The sequence below is a fragment of the Corynebacterium sp. MSK204 genome (assembly GCF_030229885.1).
Classification (GTDB): Bacteria; Actinomycetota; Actinomycetes; order Mycobacteriales; family Mycobacteriaceae; genus Corynebacterium.
Genome location: NZ_JASPGQ010000013.1, coordinates 47,485 through 65,031, shown reverse-complemented (window position 1 = coordinate 65,031; position 17,547 = coordinate 47,485). Strand labels below are relative to the sequence as shown.

Genomic DNA, 17,547 nt, shown 5'->3' with positions numbered 1-17,547 from the left:
ATCGCAGAAACCGACGGAATCCATGCAGCTTCCTATCCACTGTGGATAGAGCCTCTTGACGATGACCCTAACCAATGGCGAGAACTCCGTTTCGGTTTTGATACACACGCTCGACTACTGGACACCGTCGTCGTTGTTGCCTCCGACGGGGACGAACTATTAATCCATGTAATGAAAGCTCGCCCACACTACAGCAAGCTCCTCGAATAACGACGTTCCAGTCCTCACCGGTTGGGGCACTCGCCGAGGGGCCCTGTTGGACCCGTGACCAATCCTAGAGACGATTTATTCCCACTTTCGTAGTGCAGGAATCGTTCCGAGGCCTAAACCACAGAATGTGTTGTTTAACCCCAACAAAGATCTAACCCCAGAGCTTTACGCTGCTGGGGTTAGCTTTATGCGGGATTTACCGCGGATGAACGCGTTAGGAAGCGGCGTCCTCCACGCGCTTCTTCAGGGCGCGGAATTGGTTCCACACTTCCTCAGGCACGCGGGAGCCCAAGAAGTTCAGGTACTCGGCGTTGTCTTGCATATCGCCTTGCCATTCCTTCGGGTCAACGTCAAGGGCGGCGCGAACGTCGTCGATATCGAAGTCAAGGCCTTCCAAGTCGATGTCCTCGGCGCGGGCAGTACGGCCGACCACCGTGTCCTCGGCCTCCACGTTGCCTTCGATGCGGTCGATGATCCACTTAAGAACGCGGGAGTTCTCGCCAAAGCCTGGCCACAGGAAGCGGCCGTCGTCGCCGCGGCGGAACCAGTTAACCAGGAAGACCTCTGGCATGCGGTCGCCGCCCTTTTTACCCATGTCAATCCAGTGCTGCAGGTAGTCACCGGCGTTGTAGCCCATGAACGGCAGCATGGCCATCGGGTCGTGGCGCAGCGCGCCTACTTCGCCCTCTGCCGCTGCGGTCTGGCCGGAGGACAGCAGTGCACCGATCATGGTGCCGTGGTTCCAGTCGAAGGACTGGGTGACCAGCGGAACCGTGGTCTTGCGGCGGCCGCCGAAGAGGATGGCATCGATTTTGACGCCCTTCCAGTCGTCGTATTCCGGCGCGGCGGTGGGGCACTGGGAAATCGGTACGCAGTAGCGGGAGTTCGGGTGGGCGGCCTTGGTGGACGATGCCGGCGTCCAGTCCTCACCGGTCCAAGAGATGAGGTGTTCTGGTGCCTCCTCGGTCATATCCTCCCACCAGACGTCGCCGTCATCGGTAAGCGCAACGTTGGTGAACAAGGTATTGCCCGGCTTCATGGTATCCATGGCGATCGGGTTGGAGTCGTAGTTGGTGCCAGGGGCAACGCCGAAGAATCCGTTTTCCGGGTTCACAGCGTAAAGGCCGTCCTCGCGCAGGTGCAGCCAGGCGATGTCATCGCCCACGACCTCGGCCTTCCAGCCCGGAATGGTGGGGGTGATCATGGCCAGGTTGGTCTTACCGCACTGGGATGGGAATGCGGCGGCGACGTGGTAGTTCTTTCCTTCAGGGTTCGTCAGCTTCAGGATGAGCATGTGCTCAGCCATCCAGCCTTCTTCCTTGGCCATGACGGACGCGATGCGCAGCGCGTAGCACTTCTTGGCCAGGATGGCGTTGCCGCCGTAGCCGGAACCGTAGGACCAAATCTCCTTGGTCTCTGGGAACTGGGTGATGTACTTATTGTCGTTGCATGGCCAAGCAACGTCCTCTTCGCCTGGCTGCAGCGGGGCGCCGACGGAGTGGAGGGCGTGGACGAAATCGCCGTCCGTACCGATCTTGTCCAGTGCTTCTGCGCCCATGCGGGTCATGATGCGCATGGACAAGACCACATAAGCGGAATCGGTCAGCTGCACGCCAAGCTTGGGCTCTGGATCGCTAATCGGGCCCATGCAGAAAGGAACGACGTACATGGTCCGGCCCTTCATGGATCCACGGAAGGCCTCCGTCATTTCTTCCTTCATGGCCTTTGGCGGTGCCCAGTTATTGGTTGGGCCCGCATCTTTTTCCTTCGAGGTGCAGATGAAGGTGCGGGATTCCACGCGGGCAACGTCCGCAGGGTTGGACCGCGCCAAGTAGGAATTCGGGCGCTTTTCCTCATTGAGCTTGATGAGGGTGCCTTTATCGACCAGCTCTGCGGCGAGGCGGTCAGCCTCTTCCTGTGAGCCATCCACAAAAGCCACCTCGTCCGGCTGGAAAAGCTCAACACTTTCATTAATCCAATCGATCAGTTCTTGATTGTCTGTAGGCAGCTCTCCAACGAGGCCCTGAATGGTGGCGGTCATGAAAAATTCTCCTCTGGATAGGATGTGAAAATCGGGGCATATCACGGCCCAACTTTGCCTTCCGCCTCCAGATTAACCGGCAAAGACAAAATATTGGTCACATTAAGTGTCATTTTTCCCACTCCGGTTATATCCACCGCCGTGAGCGGACATTTACCAAGCACACTGTGGATAATTGTGATATCAAGCGTGATTTTCTCCACACCATTTCGGGGGTATTAAGGTTTCCTATTTACCCATTCTATGCCACAAAGAACCACCCCCGCAGAATCCACCAGTTATCCTCCCTCCCCCATACGGCGGGGAAAATACCCGGCGCGGCATATTGCTTGCCATGCCTGGACAGGGAAAAATAGGGCGCGATGAATAGCACGGATAATTCTCAAAACACCCCTGCCGGAGAAATGCCGCCGGGTCGCCCGCCGCAAACGGACTTCAATGCGGTCTTTGATAATGACCTGGACTACCCGCGCCTGGGCAATGTCACCTTCCGCCGCGGCACGCTCACGGATAACCAGCACCAGCTTTTTGAGCAGCGCTGGCCCGAGCTGGGCCGCGTCTTAAGCGATGAGCTTATCGATGTCGATGAGTGGTTCGGCCGCACCGGCGCCAAGACCATCGTGGAAATCGGCTCCGGCACCGGTACCTCCACCGCGGCCATGGCGCCGCTGGAGCAGGACACCAATATCATCGCGGTAGAGCTCTATAAGCCAGGCTTGGCCAAGCTCATGGGGCAGGTGGAGCGCGAGGGCATCGATAATATCCGCATGATCCGTGGTGATGGCGTGGAGGTCATGGTGCGTATGATTGCCCCGGAATCCCTCGACGGCATCCGCGTCTTCTTCCCGGACCCCTGGCCCAAGGCGCGCCACCACAAGCGCCGCATCATCCAATCTGGCACGCTCAACCTCTTTGCCTCCCGGTTGAAGAAGGGTGGCGTCCTGCACGTTGCGACCGATCACGCCGGTTATGCCGAATGGATAGATGAGCTCGTACACGTCGAGCCCAGCCTGGAGTACAAGGGCTGGCCGTGGCCGGATTGCCCGCAATTGGTGGATCGCCAGATCATCACCAAGTTTGAGGGCAAGGGCCTAGATAAAGAACACATCATTACTGAATACCTGTGGGAGAAGAAGTAAATGAGCACCTATCTACTGGTGTGGGACGCACCCAATATGGATATGGGGCTCGGCTCGCTGCTCGGCGGGCGCCCCACCGCGGCGCACCGCCCGCGTTTTGATGCCATCGGCCGGTGGCTGGTCTACCGCGCGGTGGATGTCGATGCGGATCCGCAGGCCGCAGTATTTACCAATGTCTCCCCCGGCGGCGCCGATGTGATTCGCCCGTGGGTGGAGGCCATCCGCAACGTGGGCTTTGGTGTCTTTGCCAAGCCGAAGATCCACGAGGATGATGACGTGGATCCGGATATGATCGACCACATTGAAAAACTGCGCGATGATCTCGCCGGCGTCGTGGTGGCCTCTGCCGATGGTCAGAACTTTCAGCCCTTGTTAGAAGAGCTCATTGATGAGGGCCTGCCTGTTACCGTCCTGGGTTTCCACGAACATGCCTCTTGGGCCGTGGGCCACCCCGAGATCGAGTTCGTTGACTTAGAAGATATTGACGGCGTCTTTCGCGAGCCGCTGCCGCGCGTCAACCTGGATAACCTGCCTGAAGGTGGTGCATGGCTCCAGCCATTCCGCCCGCTGGCTGCGCTACTGAATAATAGCTAGGAGGCTTACCCCACATGTTTGAAAAATGGGGACGATTTTCCTACGCGCACCGTAAGGTCATTCCCATCGTCATCCTCGGTGCCATCCTTGCCCTCTTCGTAGGCTTTGGAACCCAGCTCGAGGAACGCATGAGCCAGGAGGGCTGGGAGGACCCGAATGCGGCATCGACAAGCGCGGCGCAAATCGAACAAGAAACGTTCGGCCGCGATAATTCCGGCGACGTGATTTTGCTCTTTAGCTCGCCCGATGAGAACTTCGATGCCGCCAAGGAGCACTTGGCGCAGCTCAAAGAGGAGTACCCGGACCAGATTGACTCTGTCACCAGCTATTTCGATAGCAAGAATCCCAACCTGGTCAATGATGATCACTCGCTGGCCTTTGCTGCCATTGGGCTCAAGGGCGATGATGAACAAACCCTGAAGGATTTCCGCGCCATCGAGGGCGCGCTGACGGATACCTCCGCGCCGGTCAAGGTTGCCGGCGCCACGGCCGTGGCGGACGCCCTCGATGAAGGCATGGCAGAAGATATTGCGCGCGCGGAAAAGGCCGCGCTCCCGCTCGTTGGCCTGCTGCTTCTGGTGGTCTTTGGTTCCGTAGTGGCGGCGTTCATGCCGCTTATCGTCGGTGGCCTATCCATCCTGGGCTCGCTGGGCATTTTGGCCGTCCTGGCCGGTTTCCTGCAGGTCAACGTCTTTGCCCAGGCAGTGGTCACGCTGCTGGGGCTGGGCTTGGCCATCGATTACGGCCTATTTATGGTCTCCCGCTTCCGTGAGGAACTGGATAAGGGAAGTTCCACCAAGGATGCCGTGGCCACCACCACCGCCACCGCCGGGCAGACCGTGGTCTTTTCCGCGGCGATGGTCGCCGTCGCGCTCTCTGGGCTCTTCCTCTTCCCCCAGGCCTTCTTGAAGTCCGTTGCCTATGGCTCGATTTCCGCCGTCGGCCTGGCGGCCCTTTTGTCCGTCACCGTTTTGCCGGCCCTGTTTGGCATGCTCGGGCCCAAGATCGACCTGTGGTCGGTACGCCGCACCTCCCGCACGGCCCGCACCATTCAGGACACCTGGTGGTACAAGCTGCCGCGCTGGGCCATGCGCCGCGCCAAGGGCCTGACCCTGGCCATCTGTGGCCTGCTCATTGCGCTCGCACTGCCGATCATGAGCATCACCTTCGGCGGCATCAACGAAACCTACCTGCCGCCCAACCACGACACTCGCGTGGCGCAGGATACCTTCAACGACGAGTTCCCTGCCTTCCGCACCGAGCCGGTCAAGCTCGTGGTGGAAGGCGCCACCAACGAGCAGCTTGTCGATGTCGTCATGCAAGTCCGCGGCCTCGACGGCCTTACCGAGCCCATGGGTCCATCGACCGCCACCAAGGACGGGACTACTGTCCTTTCGGCTGGCATTAAGGACCGCGAGGACTACGCACAAATCGTCCACGAACTCGAGGACGTCAAAGCGCCCGAGGGCGTCAACCTGTATGTCGGCGGCACGCCAGCCATGGAGGTCGAGTCGCTCGATGCCCTCTTCCACAAGCTGCCGTGGATGGCGCTGTACGTCGTACTCGCCACCTTCATCCTCATGGCATTAGTCTTTGGCTCTTTCGTGCTGCCGATTAAGGCCATTGTCATGACGCTGTTGACCCTGGGCGCCACCCTGGGCATCCTCACGCTCATGTTCGTCATCGGCGTGGGCTCTGGCGCGCTGAACTTCTCGCCCGGCCCGCTGATGAGCCCCATTCTGGTGCTGATCATCGCCATCATTTATGGACTGTCCACCGACTACGAGGTCTTTTTGGTCTCCCGCATGGTGGAGGCGCGGCGGCGCGGCGATTCCACGGATGAGGCCATCGCCACAGGCACCGCGCATACCGGCGGCATCATCACAGCGGCGGCCCTGATTATGATCGTGGTGGCGGGCGCGTTCGGCTTCTCCGATATCGTGATGATGAAATACATCGCGTACGGCATGATTTTTGCGCTGCTTATCGATGCCACCATTGTCCGCATGCTCCTCGTACCCGCCGTTATGCACCTGCTGCGCGAGGATAACTGGTGGGCGCCTAGCTGGTTGCACCACTTGACCACTAGGCTTTCTGGTAGTACCACCCGCCGTGGGAAGACCATTCCCTTCAGTGAGTTAAAGCGGCGCCTTGAAGGAGATAAATAATTGAAAAATTGGCTGCAAGTTATCGCCTCGCTCGTCATCCTGGCCATCCTCATCTATGTCTTCCGCGATGAGCTGGACTTTTTAAGCGAAGGCTTCTCCCGGCTCTCCCACGCCGAACCAGGGCCGGTAACGCTCGTGGTCGTTGCCTCCATCCTCTCCGTCGTGGCCATGGGTGAGGTCATGCGCCTGCTCATCCGCGCCGGTGGCGTGGAGGTGGAGGCCACGGAAACCGCCGCGCTTACCTTTGCATCCAATTCGTGGTCCACCACCATGCCCGCAGGCCCCGCCTTTTCTGCCATTTTGACCTTCCACGTGCAGCGCACCTGGGGCGCCTCGGTGGTCCTGTGCGGCTGGTTCTTCGTGCTGTCATCGGCCATTTCCACCCTGTGGCTGGTGCTTATTGGGCTCGGCGGCGTGCTCTTCCTCAATGCCGATATGGCCCTGTGGTCCCTCATCGGCACATTGGCAGCGATGCTGGCGCTCTCCGGCGGGCTCTTCTGGCTAAGCAACCACCCCGAAACGCTCGAGCGCTGGGTAAAAAAGCAGCGGCTGATAAAGGGTTCCAAGCGCGAAGCACTGCTCGAGCACGTAGAGAGCCTCAAGGAAGTGCACCTCACCCGCCGGCAATTCGCCTGGGCGTCGTTCTACTCCTTGACCAACCGGCTCATTGACATGGTCGCGCTCTGGGGCTGCGTCTGGGCTGTGACCGGCCAGATGCCAACGACCGATTCGGCCGATAACACCACCACCATCGCCGGCGTCGCGCTGGCTTATCTCACCGCCAAGCTGGCCGGCTCCGCCCAGGTCACTCCGGCGGGTCTCGGCACGGTGGAAGCGGCGATCATCGCCACGCTCGTGGCCACGGGCATGACCGCAGTCGATGCCACCAGCACGGCGATCATCTACCGCCTTATCTCTTTTGCCTTCATCACCGCTATTGGCTGGGTCATTTACTTCTGGCACTATGCCCGCAAGGGCATTACCTACGCCGCGCTATCCCGTAAAGAAAAAGAAAAGGAAACCGTATGACTTCCACGCGTATCGCTCCGCTCATTGACATCATCGCCTTGATGATTTTCGCCATCGCCGCCCGCCTCGCCCACGGCGGATTGAGCTTTTCCAGCTGGGTCGATGCCTTCTGGCCTTGGGCGGTAGGCGCGCTCATCGGCTGGGCCATCATCCTCGCCACAAAGGTCCAGGGCAAGTGGAAAGAGGGCGTTGTAGTCTGGCTGTCTGCCATCATCGGCGGCATGGCCCTGTGGATCATGGTCAATGACCGCCTGCCACATTGGAGCTTCCTCATCGTTGCGACCGTGATGTCCGCCCTGTTCTTCTTTGGCTGGCGGCTATTTGCCCGTAAATAAATACGCCCAGCCCATGGGAAAGACGCTTTCCCTAGGGCACACATCAGTCAAATTCAATCATCAGTTTTTGGCTTTGCGCTGTCCACCTCGCCCCTTGTAGGGGTGATCGGCTCAAAATAACATTTCAACCTAATAGTACGGGAAAGCTTTTAGTGAATAATTGCCCGTATCCGAACACAGAATTTCAAAATCGGATACCGCTCAATTATCCCTACAAGAAGTTGAAAGGCTCCCGTAGTGAAAGCTGCAACCCGTAACTATCTAGCGCTTGTGGCCTCAGGGGTTCTCATCACTGCCGCTTCCCCTGTCGCCGGCGCTATCGATTCTGTCGAATCGGCTCCACCGATTGAAGAGAATTCAGACCTTCCAGAATCCTCTTTTATTGACGAGGCACTTAAAAGCTCAGGACCCGCTGAAGATTCACAAGAGGCGGCATCAATGGCCGAAGAAGCCTCCAAACTCCCTCCCCTTTCATCAGGGCTGTTGGGTTCAGGTGACCATATTGGAGACCAATACACTGCTTTCTATCATGATCCGGTAGACCTCGATTCCTCGGAGCCAGGACAGCTCTTCCGATCAGAATCTGTGCGCAACCCCAAAAATCCACTTGGCATCAGCAACGTCGGCCCCTATAAGGCAGACCGCATACTCTATTCTTCCACCAACCGTTCTGGAGAAAAGATCCAAGTAAGCGGGATGGTCATTGAGCCCAAGGCCGAGTGGGGCGGAGAAGGCCCACGCCCTGTCGTAGCATTTGCGCCGGGAACCCAAGGTTTAGCGGACCGCTGTGCCGCATCTCGTAAAATTGCAGACGGGGTAGGAGACTACGAGCAGTTCTATTTCCATCAGTACCTTAAGAAGGGCTATGCCGTAGTACTCACCGACTACGAGGGCCTTGGCACCCCTGGCATGCACACGTACATGGATCGTGCATCCCAAGGCCATACGGTCCTCGATAGCATTCGAGCTGCGCAGCAACTGGATGGCTGGGACATTAACGAATCCAACCCAGTATTCATCAATGGCTATTCCCAAGGCGGAGGAGCCGCTGCCGCTGCCGCCGAGCTATATGACGACTATGCTCCGGAGCTCAACATCAAGCTTGCGACTATTGGTGCTGCCCCAACAGATCTAACGTTGTTGCCTTCTGCCCTCGATGGATCATTGTATTTCCTCTTCGAGGCGTATGCCCTTTTGGGACTAAGCAACTCCTATGGCGAGGATCTGTACTCGCATCTCAATGACAGGGGCACACGAAAGCTACAGGATGCGACGAATACCTGCACCATGGGGCTTCTTAAAACCGCCGACACTACCGTGGAGCGGATCAGCAACGATGGCAGGAACGTGCAGGACTTTATTGACAGCGAGCCTTTCAAATCGATACTGGCAGAGCAGCATATTGGCTACGATGCACCCGCTATTCCAGTCGTCATCACGCATGGCCGCGGTGACGACGTTATTCCGTTTTCTACCGCTGAAAAGCTCGTCGATGAATGGACTGAGCGCGGCACCGATGTCACTTTCATCCCCAATAACGCCCACACTCACCCGACCGGTACCATCCCGCACATCATCGAATCAGTAAAAGCGATCGACGCCACCCTACAGCACGAGAAGGGAAGCCAGTAAATACTTGCTCTCCCCCTACACCATGTAAAAAGGCTCCGAGGCAAACAAGCCTCGAAGCCTTAAATATGTGCGAAATATTCTCAGCTTAGAACGGCACGTTGATTGGCACGCCCGCTGCGAACTGGTTGTACGCCCAGTAAGCGTAGCCAATGATCTCACCAATCAGGTCGAGAGCGTAGAGCAAATTAAACAAGGGATTCTCCTTCAGCTGTCACGAAACTCTTATTTAGGTATCGCGACGCCGTAGCACCGCGTTACATCGGCGCAATATTGTGCTTTTTGGGCAGGTCATGCGCCGACTTCGTAGCCAATTGCCGCAGCGCCTGGCGCAGGGCAATGCGCGATTGATTCGGCTGAATCATGGCATCGAGGTAGCCGCGTTCCGCCGCAACGTAGGGTGCCGTCATGGTCTCATCGTAGAAGTCCATGAACATCTTCTTGGTCATCTCGCGCTGCTCTGGGGTCTCGGCGGCCTCGAGCTGCTTGCCCGCGATCATGACCACGGCGGCGGCCGCGCCCATGACGGCGATCTGCGCGGTAGGCCACGCCAAGTTAATATCGCCGCTTAAGTTCTTCGACCCCATGACGGCATAGGCGCCACCGTAGGCCTTGCGCACGATGAGCGAGACCTTCGGCACGGTCGCTTCCACGACCGCGAAGGCAAACTTCGCGCCGCGGTGAATCAGACCCACCTTCTCCTGCTCTACGCCCGGCAGGTAGCCCGGCGTATCGACGACGAAGACGAGCGGGATATTATAGGCATCGCAGATGCGGATAAAGCGCGCGCCCTTATCTGCGGCATCGGCATCGATGCAGCCGGCCAAGTGCATCGGGTTATTGGCCACAAAGCCCGCCGTTTTGCCGTCGATGCGGCCAAAGGCGGTGATCATATTCGGCGCGAAATTTTCTTGGATTTCGATGAGCTCATCGTCATCGCCGAGCTGAGTGAGCAGATCCATCATGTCGTAGCCAGCATTGGTGTCATCCGGCATGAAGGAATTCAGATCCTCGTCCTCGGTGATTTCGGCATCAGAAGGCGCGGGGAAGGTCGGCGACTCATCAAAGCAGGTCAGCGGCAGGTGATCCAAAATATCGCGCACCATGTCAAAGGCGTCTTCCTCAGAATCCACCACGGCAGAGACGTTGCCGTTCAGCTCCTGCTGTCGGGCACCGCCGAGTTCAGCGGAGGTGACGTCTTCACCGGTAACCTCACGGATGACGTTGGGGCCGGTGACATACATTTCCGCTTCCTCATCCACAGCGATGACAAAGTCAGTGGTCACCGGCGCGTAGACCGCGCCACCGGCGGATTTACCCATCATGATGGAAATCTGCGGGCTGCGGCCAGAAAGCGGCAGCTGACGGCGGGCGATTTCGGAGTACATGGCCAGCGAGGTCACAGCGTCTTGGATGCGGGCGCCACCGGAATCTTGGATGCCGATGACCGGGCAGCCAATCTTGATGGCCATATCCATGATCTCGGTGACCTTCTTGCCAAAGGTCACGCCCACGGAACCGCCGTAGACCGTCTTATCGTGGGCATAAATGCACACAGGCCGGCCGGATACGCGGCCATAACCTGTAACCACACCATCGGAATAGATGGCCTCCGGGTCACCCGGGGTCTTGCCCAAGGAACCGGTTTCCACAAAGGAACCTTCATCCAAGAGCTCGTTGATGCGCTGGCGAGGGGTGGTACGGCCTGCCTCGTCGCGGCGTGTGCGGGAACGCTCGCTGCCTGGATCTTGCGCCTCTTCTAGGCGTTTGCGCAGGTCGGCGAGTTTCTCAGCGGTTGTTTGCTTGGCCGCCACGTATCTTCTCCTCGATCCAATCGTTCATATGCTTGCCCACGATGCCAATGGCTGGCTCGTCCGGCACTGCCAAGTGATCGCCGGGCAGCTGCACAATATCTAGATCCTTAACGATAACGCCCCAGCCGCCATCCGGATCAATCTCAGCGTAGCGCGGCTCCAGCTCGATCGCACCGTCATGCATCCGCTCGGAGCGGAAAAGCAGCACGGGAACGCTGACATCGGCCCAGCGGTGGAAATCGATCTTGGCCAAAATCTGGTTATCCACGAAGGACGCGCGCTGGTGCTCCAGGACGCCGGCGGATAGGCCGTGTTCGGAGGCATCCGTAGTGGCCAAGAATTCCGCCAGCATGGTCATCAAGGCATCCTCGCCCATGGTTTCCAGCATCTCGTACGGCGGCTCGAAGTCTAGGCCGTAGGTCTTCTTGGCAAAGGCAGCGTAGCGCTCCCACCGGGCGCGGGTTTCTTCCGGCGTATCCGGTGCCGGGTGGGAGGGCTGCGTGGTATCGAGCAAGGAAATGAAGGCGACCTCGGCGCTCTCTTCCCCGCGCTTGCTGCGCTCTTCCAGCTGGTAGGCCACCTCATAGGCCAAGGCGCCACCAAAGGACCAACCGCCCAGGACGACCTTGCGGCCGCGCGCATAGCGAACGATGTCCTCGATATAAGCAGCGGCTCGCTCCTCTAAGGAGCCTTCAATCCTTTCGACTCCGTAGACGGCGACATCCGCTGGCAGCCTGCGGGTCAGCGGCTGATAGACCACCGTGGTTCCACCGGCCGGGTGGAACATGAATACGGCTGGCCCATCGGCCTCGCGCAGGACGCGAATATTGCCTTCAACCTCGGTCTCAAGGCCCTCGCGGACTAGGTCAGACAAGGTTTCCAGCGCCTCGGCATCGAGGACCTGCTGCGCGGTGACATCGATGTGGGCGCGCTCGCGCAAACGCTCGGCAATCTGTGCTGCCACTTCCTCGGAGATTTCCGGAAGCGGCGAGGTCACGCCCGCCGGGGCCTTGCCGGTAATGCTTGCCCACGTGCCAAAGACCATGCGTTCAGAGGCATCGCGCGGGGCGACGCCCACGCCCTGCTCCGAGTCTTGGGTGGTCTCGTCTGCTGCGGGTGCCGCGGACTCGGTAGTCGACGCAGCATCGGCACTGTTCTCACTGTTATCAATGCGGCCGCCGGCAACGGCTTCCTCAACCATGGTGATGACGTCTGCCAAGGAGGCATCGCGAAGCGCCTGCACCTGCAGCGGTGGAATCTGGAAGTCATTTTCCACGCGGTTTTTAATGCGCATGCCCATCAGGGAATCGAGGCCCAGGTCAATCAGCGGCAGCTCGCGCGGCAGATCCGAGACGTCATATCCCATGGATTCGGACACGATAAGCGCCAGGCGGTCCTCGACGGTTTCTTGGCGCGGATCCCAGCGCACCGCGTCTACATTCGCGTCATCGGCAGTCGGCTCCGGGGCGGCGCTGCCCTCTGGCACCGCTGCGACCCCGGGGATCGCACCCGCGCCCAAGTCCAAGCCGGAGGCAAAACCTTCCGCCAAGAACTCCGTCCGGGTGTCCTGCACGCTGTAGACGGCGATGGACATGCCGCCGATGGACGTGGTGACCACGGTGGTTATTTCCCCGTACGGAGGGAGATCGCGGTGTTCCTCCGCGGCCACGATGTGCGCCCCAGGCTGCACCGCTTCTGCGGCGGCCTCCACGATGGCCAGCGTGGACGGGGCCTGATCCGCGTTGGTGGAAAAGGCCACCTTGCCCTCCGGCAGGTTCACGCGAGTACCGGGCAAGCCGGAAACCCCGGCCGAGGGCCGCGCGTTGGTCCAGAAGCGCTGGCGGTTGAACTGGGTATACGGCGCTTCTGCCTGCGCGCCCGAGCCCAATGCGGCGGCGAAATTCACCGGGGTTCCGGTTACGTAGAGCTTGCTCAATAGATCCAACAAGGACTCGGTGGGCTCCACCTTGCGCTTTAGGCTATACAGCAATTGCGCATCGGCCTTGCCCACGGCAAACGCGGTAGACATCAGCCCCATGAGCGCCACCGGGTTCGGCGAAATCTCCACCAACTGGGTGTGCCCTGCAGCAAAGGCCTGTTCCGTAGCGTCCTGCAGATACACCGGGTAGCGGGTCATGCGCAGCCAGTAATCCTCATCGTGGACGGTGGTGCCGGGGCGGTAGACCTCACCCTTATCCACGGAGGAAAAGAGGGTCGTATGCAGCGGGCGGGCCTCCATGCCGGCGATGGCAGCTTCGAGCTCGCCCAAGATCGGGTCGACGGCGGAGGTATGTCCCGCGGCCTTCACGTTGAGCGCGCGGGCAAATTTTCCTTCCCCGTCGAGTTTCTCCACCAGATCCAGCACCGCCTGGCGGGGACCGCCCACGGTGGTCATGCCGGGCCCGGTATAGACGGCTGGCTCGATGGCTGCATCGAGGGCGGCGATGTCCTCGGCGGATAGCTCGACGACGGCCATGGCTCCTTGCTCGGCCTCGCTTAGCGATGCCTCTCCCTCGCCCATCAAGCGCGCGCGGTGGCAGGCAATAATCATCGCATCCCGCGCGGAAATGCCACCTGCGGCATAGGCCGCGGCGATTTCACCCATGGACATGCCTATAACGCCCGCCGGGCGCACGCCGAAGGAGGCCAATAGGTCCGTCAGCGCGATCTGGATGGCGGTGATGGCAACCTGCGCCGTTTCCGTGTCATAGGTTTGGGAATCATCTTCAACGATGTCCAGGATGGACCAGCCCGACTCGAAATCCACGATGTCATCGAGTTCTTTCAGCCGCGCGCTAAACAGCGGCGACAGGGCGATCATGTCCTTCGCCATCTTGCGGTGCTGGGAACCAAAGCCGGAATACACGAAGACCGGACCTTGCACCTGCGGGGAATCCGCCGCGGCGATGCCGACAGACACCTTGCCCTCGGCCACCTGGCGCAGGCGCTTAATGGCCTCGTCAGTGGAGCTGGCCATGACAACGGCGCGCGAGCGCGAGTGGTTGCGGCGCGCGATCGTGCGCGCGACATCTGCTAGGTCTGGTTGTTCTGCCTCGAGGAAATCCGCGAGCAGGCCCGCCGCACGCGCGCGGCGGGAAGGTAAGAGGCCGGAGACCGGCAGCGCCACCGTGTCGGTGGATAGCTGCGGCTCGGTGGTACGCGGGGTGCCTTGGTAATCCGTCAAGACGACGTGGGCATTCGTGCCGCCAAAGCCAAAGCCCGATACGCCGGCCACCTTTTTCCCGGAGTATTCCGGCCACTCGCGCGGGTCTTCAACGACCTCGAGGCGCTCGGCCACGAAATCGATATAGCGGTTCGGACCAGCGTAATTGATATTCGCCGGGATAATATCGTGCCGCATGGCCTCGATGACTTTGATGAGGCCCACGACGCCCGCGGCGGATTCGGAGTGGCCAATATTGGTCTTGGCAGAGCCCAAGAGCACGGGCGATTCGATGCCGCGCCCAGCGCCCAGCACGCGGCCGAGCGCGCTGGCCTCGATGGGATCGCCCAAGATGGTGCCCGTACCGTGGGCCTCCACATAATCCACGTCCTCGGGCGCCACGCCCGCATCCGCGTAGGCGCGGCGCAGCACGTCTTCTTGCGCTTCTGGGTTAGGCGCAGTCAGGCCATTCGAGTGGCCATCAGAATTGACGGCAGAGCCCTTGAGGACGGCTAGGATTTCATCGCCATCATCCTCCGCGTCCTGTAGGCGCTTGAGCACCAGCACGCCGGCGGCATCGGCACGCACGATGCCATCGGCGTCATCAGAAAAAGCATGAATGGCGCTGGTAGGAGAGGTCACGCCGAGCTCCGAAAAGGCGGTGGAGGCGTGCGGGGCGGCCAAGATATTCACGCCACCCGCCAGCGCTACATCGGCCGCACCGGTGCGCAGATCCTTGATCGCATGATCGACTGCAACCAAGGAAGACGAGCAGGCCGTGTCCACATTGATGGACGGGCCGCGGAAATCCAGGGCATAGGAAATGCGGTTGGCAACGATTGCCGAGGAATTACCCGTGAGTGCATAAGGGTGCATCTCCGTGGGATCGGCGGTAATCAGCATGCCGTAATCATTATTGGTCGAGCCCATGTACACCCCCGTGTGCGTGCCGCGCAGCTCATTGGCGGGAAGGCCCGCGTTCTCCAGCGCGTGCCATACCAACTCAAGCAGGATGCGCTGCTGCGGATCCATGTTTGCGGCCTCCAGCGGCGATAGGCCGAAAACCTCCGCGTCAAAGGATGCAATATCGTCGATATAACCGCCGTCGGTATTGTGCTGCGCGATCTTCTCGCTCATTACCGGATCCGCGCTGTACTCAGACCACCGCCCCACCGGCAGCGGCCCAGTGCCCGCGCGCGATTCAGCGAGCATGGTCCAAAATTCCGGCACATCTTTAGCGCCTGGGAAACGTCCGGACAAGCCGATAACCGCAATATCAGTACCCTGTGCAGCGCGAGCTGTGCGCTGCACGCGCGGTGCATCGTCGTGCCGCCCCGCGGGCCCATTAAGCAAGCGATTGGCTAGAAGTTCAATCGTGGGGTACTCATACGCCACCGTCGCATCGAGCTGCGTGCCTAAAAGATTTTCTAATTCACCCGACAGCACTACGGCATCTCGAGAGGAAAGACCATAGTTTTCCAGGGGGGTGGAATCTAAAATCTCTGCGGCCGCTACGCCCGTGGCCTGGGATACCCAGTCACGCAGCCATGCACGAAGTTGCTCGATGGTCATAAACCGTCTTTCCTAGTGGGGTTAATAGAACGACAAATACCTATATCGCTCTATTTTGTCACCTTGTTAACTCAACGTCCGAATCCAGCTTTAGGCTTGGTAGTCCTTCTTTGCCACGCGGCGGGCAATCTTATGCGAGGAGGTGCGCTTAATTTCTCCTGGCGCCTTCCACACGATATCGCTCGGGGTAATGCCGTGATTCTTCGTCACGGCCGTGCGAATCGCCTCGCCGGCGGCAGCGTCGCCGGACGGATCCGCATCATCGGCGCGCTCCACCAAGAGAACCAAGGACTCTGAGTTTTCGCCCTCTACGGCAAAGGCGGCGACGGAATCTGGGCGCACGTGCGCCGATGCGTCCTGCACGGTGCCTTCAATATCTTGCGGGTAGTGATTGCGCCCGGCGATGACGATGAGATCCTTAAGCCGCCCGGTGATATACAGTTCGCCTTCGATGATGGTGGCGAGATCACCGGTGGCCATCCACCAATCATCCTCCGGCAGGCCATCCTGGATGCGCTCGTCCAGAGTATTGCGGAAGGTAGCCGCGGTTTCTTCCGGGCGGTTGAGGTAGCCCGTTGCCATATTTTGTCCATGCACCCAGATTTCACCGATGGTGCCCTCTGGGACCTCGGCCTTAGTTTCAGGATCCACGATGGCCAGGTGCTGGAACGAGACGCCCTGGCCATTCGAGGCAAAAGCAACCGTTGCAGCGGACTTTTCTTCAATAACAGCGTGCCCGTCCGCCAACTTTTCGCGGTTGAAATGGGAAATGACGGGGCGCTTTTCATCCTGTGCGGTAGCGACGATGAGGGTTGCCTCCGCCAAACCGTAGGACGGACGCAGCACCGAGCGGTCAACGCTAAAAGTGTCTAAGAACTTCTGTACCGCTGGTTCCGTCACCGGCTCAGAACCAATGAGGATGCCATCAACGTTGGAGAAATCCGCGTCCTTGCCGTAGCGCGCGGCCAATTCCAAGGCGAAATTGGGCACGGCGGTATAGGTATTCTTCTCTTTACCCGGCTGGCAGCTGATGCGCTCAACCCACCGGTTGGGGTGTTGGATGAAATCGCGCGGGGTCATCATGTCCAATTCGATGCCCAAAATAGTGGTGAATAGCGCCAAGATGATGCCCATATCGTGGTGCATCGGCAGCCACGAGACCACGCGCGGTGGGAACTGCAGGTTCACCGCCCGGAAGATCTGCAGCACATTCACCAAAATCGCGCGATTGCTCAGTTCTACACCAGCAGGGGTGCGCGTTGAACCAGAGGTGTACTGCAGGAAGGCGGTGGACTCCACGCCCGCGCCAGCGACCGGCTTCCACGACGCCGCCAAGGAATCAGGCAGCGCATTGATGGAGATGACGCGCGGGCGCTCCCGCTCGGTGGAGAAGTAGCTGCGCACCGCCGCGGCCGATACGCGATTGGTCAACACGATAGGGGGCTCGCAGTCAGCAAAGACCGCCTTGAGGTGATCCGCGTGCCCCGGCTCATTCGGATCATAGAGCGGAATCGGGGTCATTCCCGCATACATCGCACCTAAGAAACCAAAGAGGTATTCGGGAGAGTTGCCTGCCAGAATGGCCACGCGGGTTCCCGGTTCTGCAACCTGTTTTAGGCGCGCTGCCACCACTTTGATCCGGGTATTGACCTCCTGGCGGCTGAGCTCACGGGCGGTGTCTTCCTCACCGTATAGCCACTGGCGGATTACAACCTGCGAGGTATCCGTCTCTGCCTGGTAGAGGTTCTCGGCCAAGCCCGCCAAGGTGAGCTCTGCCGGGAGGGCTATATTGCCCTCGGTGTCAAAGAACTTCCCCATGAGTTGCTGTATATCCATCGATTCTCCTTTGGTAA

At 59.6% G+C, this 17,547-nt stretch carries 10 protein-coding genes; 6 read left to right on the top strand and 4 right to left on the bottom strand.

Translation table 11 applies throughout. From position 1 onward, the window contains the following. Nucleotides 1-424 precede the first annotated feature (424 nt). Nucleotides 425-2,251, bottom strand: a complete 1,827-nt coding sequence (locus tag QP908_RS09065) for a phosphoenolpyruvate carboxykinase (GTP) (RefSeq protein ID WP_284772123.1) — start codon at nucleotides 2,249-2,251, stop codon at nucleotides 425-427. 362 nt (nucleotides 2,252-2,613) lie between these two features. Here QP908_RS09065 and trmB point away from each other — a divergent pair, with 362 nt between their 5' ends. The 6 genes from trmB to lipS1 all read left to right on the top strand — a co-directional run bounded on the left by trmB (nucleotide 2,614) and on the right by lipS1 (nucleotide 9,148). Continuing rightward, the gene (trmB, locus tag QP908_RS09060; protein WP_284772122.1) at nucleotides 2,614-3,390 is read left to right on the top strand and encodes a tRNA (guanosine(46)-N7)-methyltransferase TrmB; all 777 of its coding nucleotides are present in this window, start codon (nucleotides 2,614-2,616) and stop codon (nucleotides 3,388-3,390) included. Then, nucleotides 3,391-3,984: an NYN domain-containing protein gene (locus QP908_RS09055; RefSeq protein WP_005285198.1), complete on the top strand. Its 594-nt coding sequence runs from the start codon at nucleotides 3,391-3,393 to the stop codon at nucleotides 3,982-3,984. Nucleotides 3,985-3,998: 14 nt separating this feature from the next. After that, the gene (locus tag QP908_RS09050) at nucleotides 3,999-6,152 is read left to right on the top strand and encodes an MMPL family transporter (RefSeq protein WP_284772121.1); all 2,154 of its coding nucleotides are present in this window, start codon (nucleotides 3,999-4,001) and stop codon (nucleotides 6,150-6,152) included. Further along, a complete protein-coding gene (locus QP908_RS09045; RefSeq protein ID WP_284772120.1) occupies nucleotides 6,153-7,181 on the top strand; it encodes a lysylphosphatidylglycerol synthase transmembrane domain-containing protein in 1,029 nt (342 codons plus the stop codon). It begins immediately after the preceding gene. Then, nucleotides 7,178-7,516 (top strand): DUF3054 domain-containing protein, encoded by a 339-nt coding sequence (locus QP908_RS09040; RefSeq protein WP_284772119.1) that lies wholly within the window; start codon nucleotides 7,178-7,180, stop codon nucleotides 7,514-7,516. The genes QP908_RS09045 and QP908_RS09040 overlap by 4 nt, the downstream gene beginning before the upstream one ends. Nucleotides 7,517-7,753: 237 nt before the next feature. Beyond that, nucleotides 7,754-9,148: a triacylglycerol lipase LipS1 gene (gene lipS1 / locus QP908_RS09035; RefSeq protein ID WP_284772118.1), complete on the top strand. Its 1,395-nt coding sequence runs from the start codon at nucleotides 7,754-7,756 to the stop codon at nucleotides 9,146-9,148. A gap of 254 nt (nucleotides 9,149-9,402) precedes the next feature. On the opposite strand, the gene QP908_RS09030 is transcribed toward lipS1, so the two are convergent. From QP908_RS09030 to QP908_RS09020, 3 genes are all read right to left on the bottom strand, one after another. Continuing rightward, entirely contained in the window at nucleotides 9,403-10,959 is a 1,557-nt protein-coding gene (locus tag QP908_RS09030) for an acyl-CoA carboxylase subunit beta (RefSeq protein ID WP_284772117.1), read from the bottom strand. After that, a complete protein-coding gene (locus QP908_RS09025) occupies nucleotides 10,934-15,694 on the bottom strand; it encodes a type I polyketide synthase (protein ID WP_284772116.1) in 4,761 nt (1,586 codons plus the stop codon). The genes QP908_RS09030 and QP908_RS09025 overlap by 26 nt, the downstream gene beginning before the upstream one ends. A gap of 90 nt (nucleotides 15,695-15,784) precedes the next feature. After that, entirely contained in the window at nucleotides 15,785-17,530 is a 1,746-nt protein-coding gene (locus QP908_RS09020; RefSeq protein ID WP_284772115.1) for a FadD32-like long-chain-fatty-acid--AMP ligase, read from the bottom strand. Between the last annotated feature and the right edge of the window lie 17 nt (nucleotides 17,531-17,547).

Coding starts and splice junctions, on each gene's coding strand:
- QP908_RS09065 (WP_284772123.1), bottom strand. CDS start 2,251: ATGACCGCCACCATTCAGGGCCTCGTTGGAGAGCTGCCTACAGACAAT.
- trmB (WP_284772122.1), top strand. CDS start 2,614: ATGAATAGCACGGATAATTCTCAAAACACCCCTGCCGGAGAAATGCCG.
- QP908_RS09055 (WP_005285198.1), top strand. CDS start 3,391: ATGAGCACCTATCTACTGGTGTGGGACGCACCCAATATGGATATGGGG.
- QP908_RS09050 (WP_284772121.1), top strand. CDS start 3,999: ATGTTTGAAAAATGGGGACGATTTTCCTACGCGCACCGTAAGGTCATT.
- QP908_RS09040 (WP_284772119.1), top strand. CDS start 7,178: ATGACTTCCACGCGTATCGCTCCGCTCATTGACATCATCGCCTTGATG.
- QP908_RS09025 (WP_284772116.1), bottom strand. CDS start 15,694: ATGACCATCGAGCAACTTCGTGCATGGCTGCGTGACTGGGTATCCCAG.
- QP908_RS09020 (WP_284772115.1), bottom strand. CDS start 17,530: ATGGATATACAGCAACTCATGGGGAAGTTCTTTGACACCGAGGGCAAT.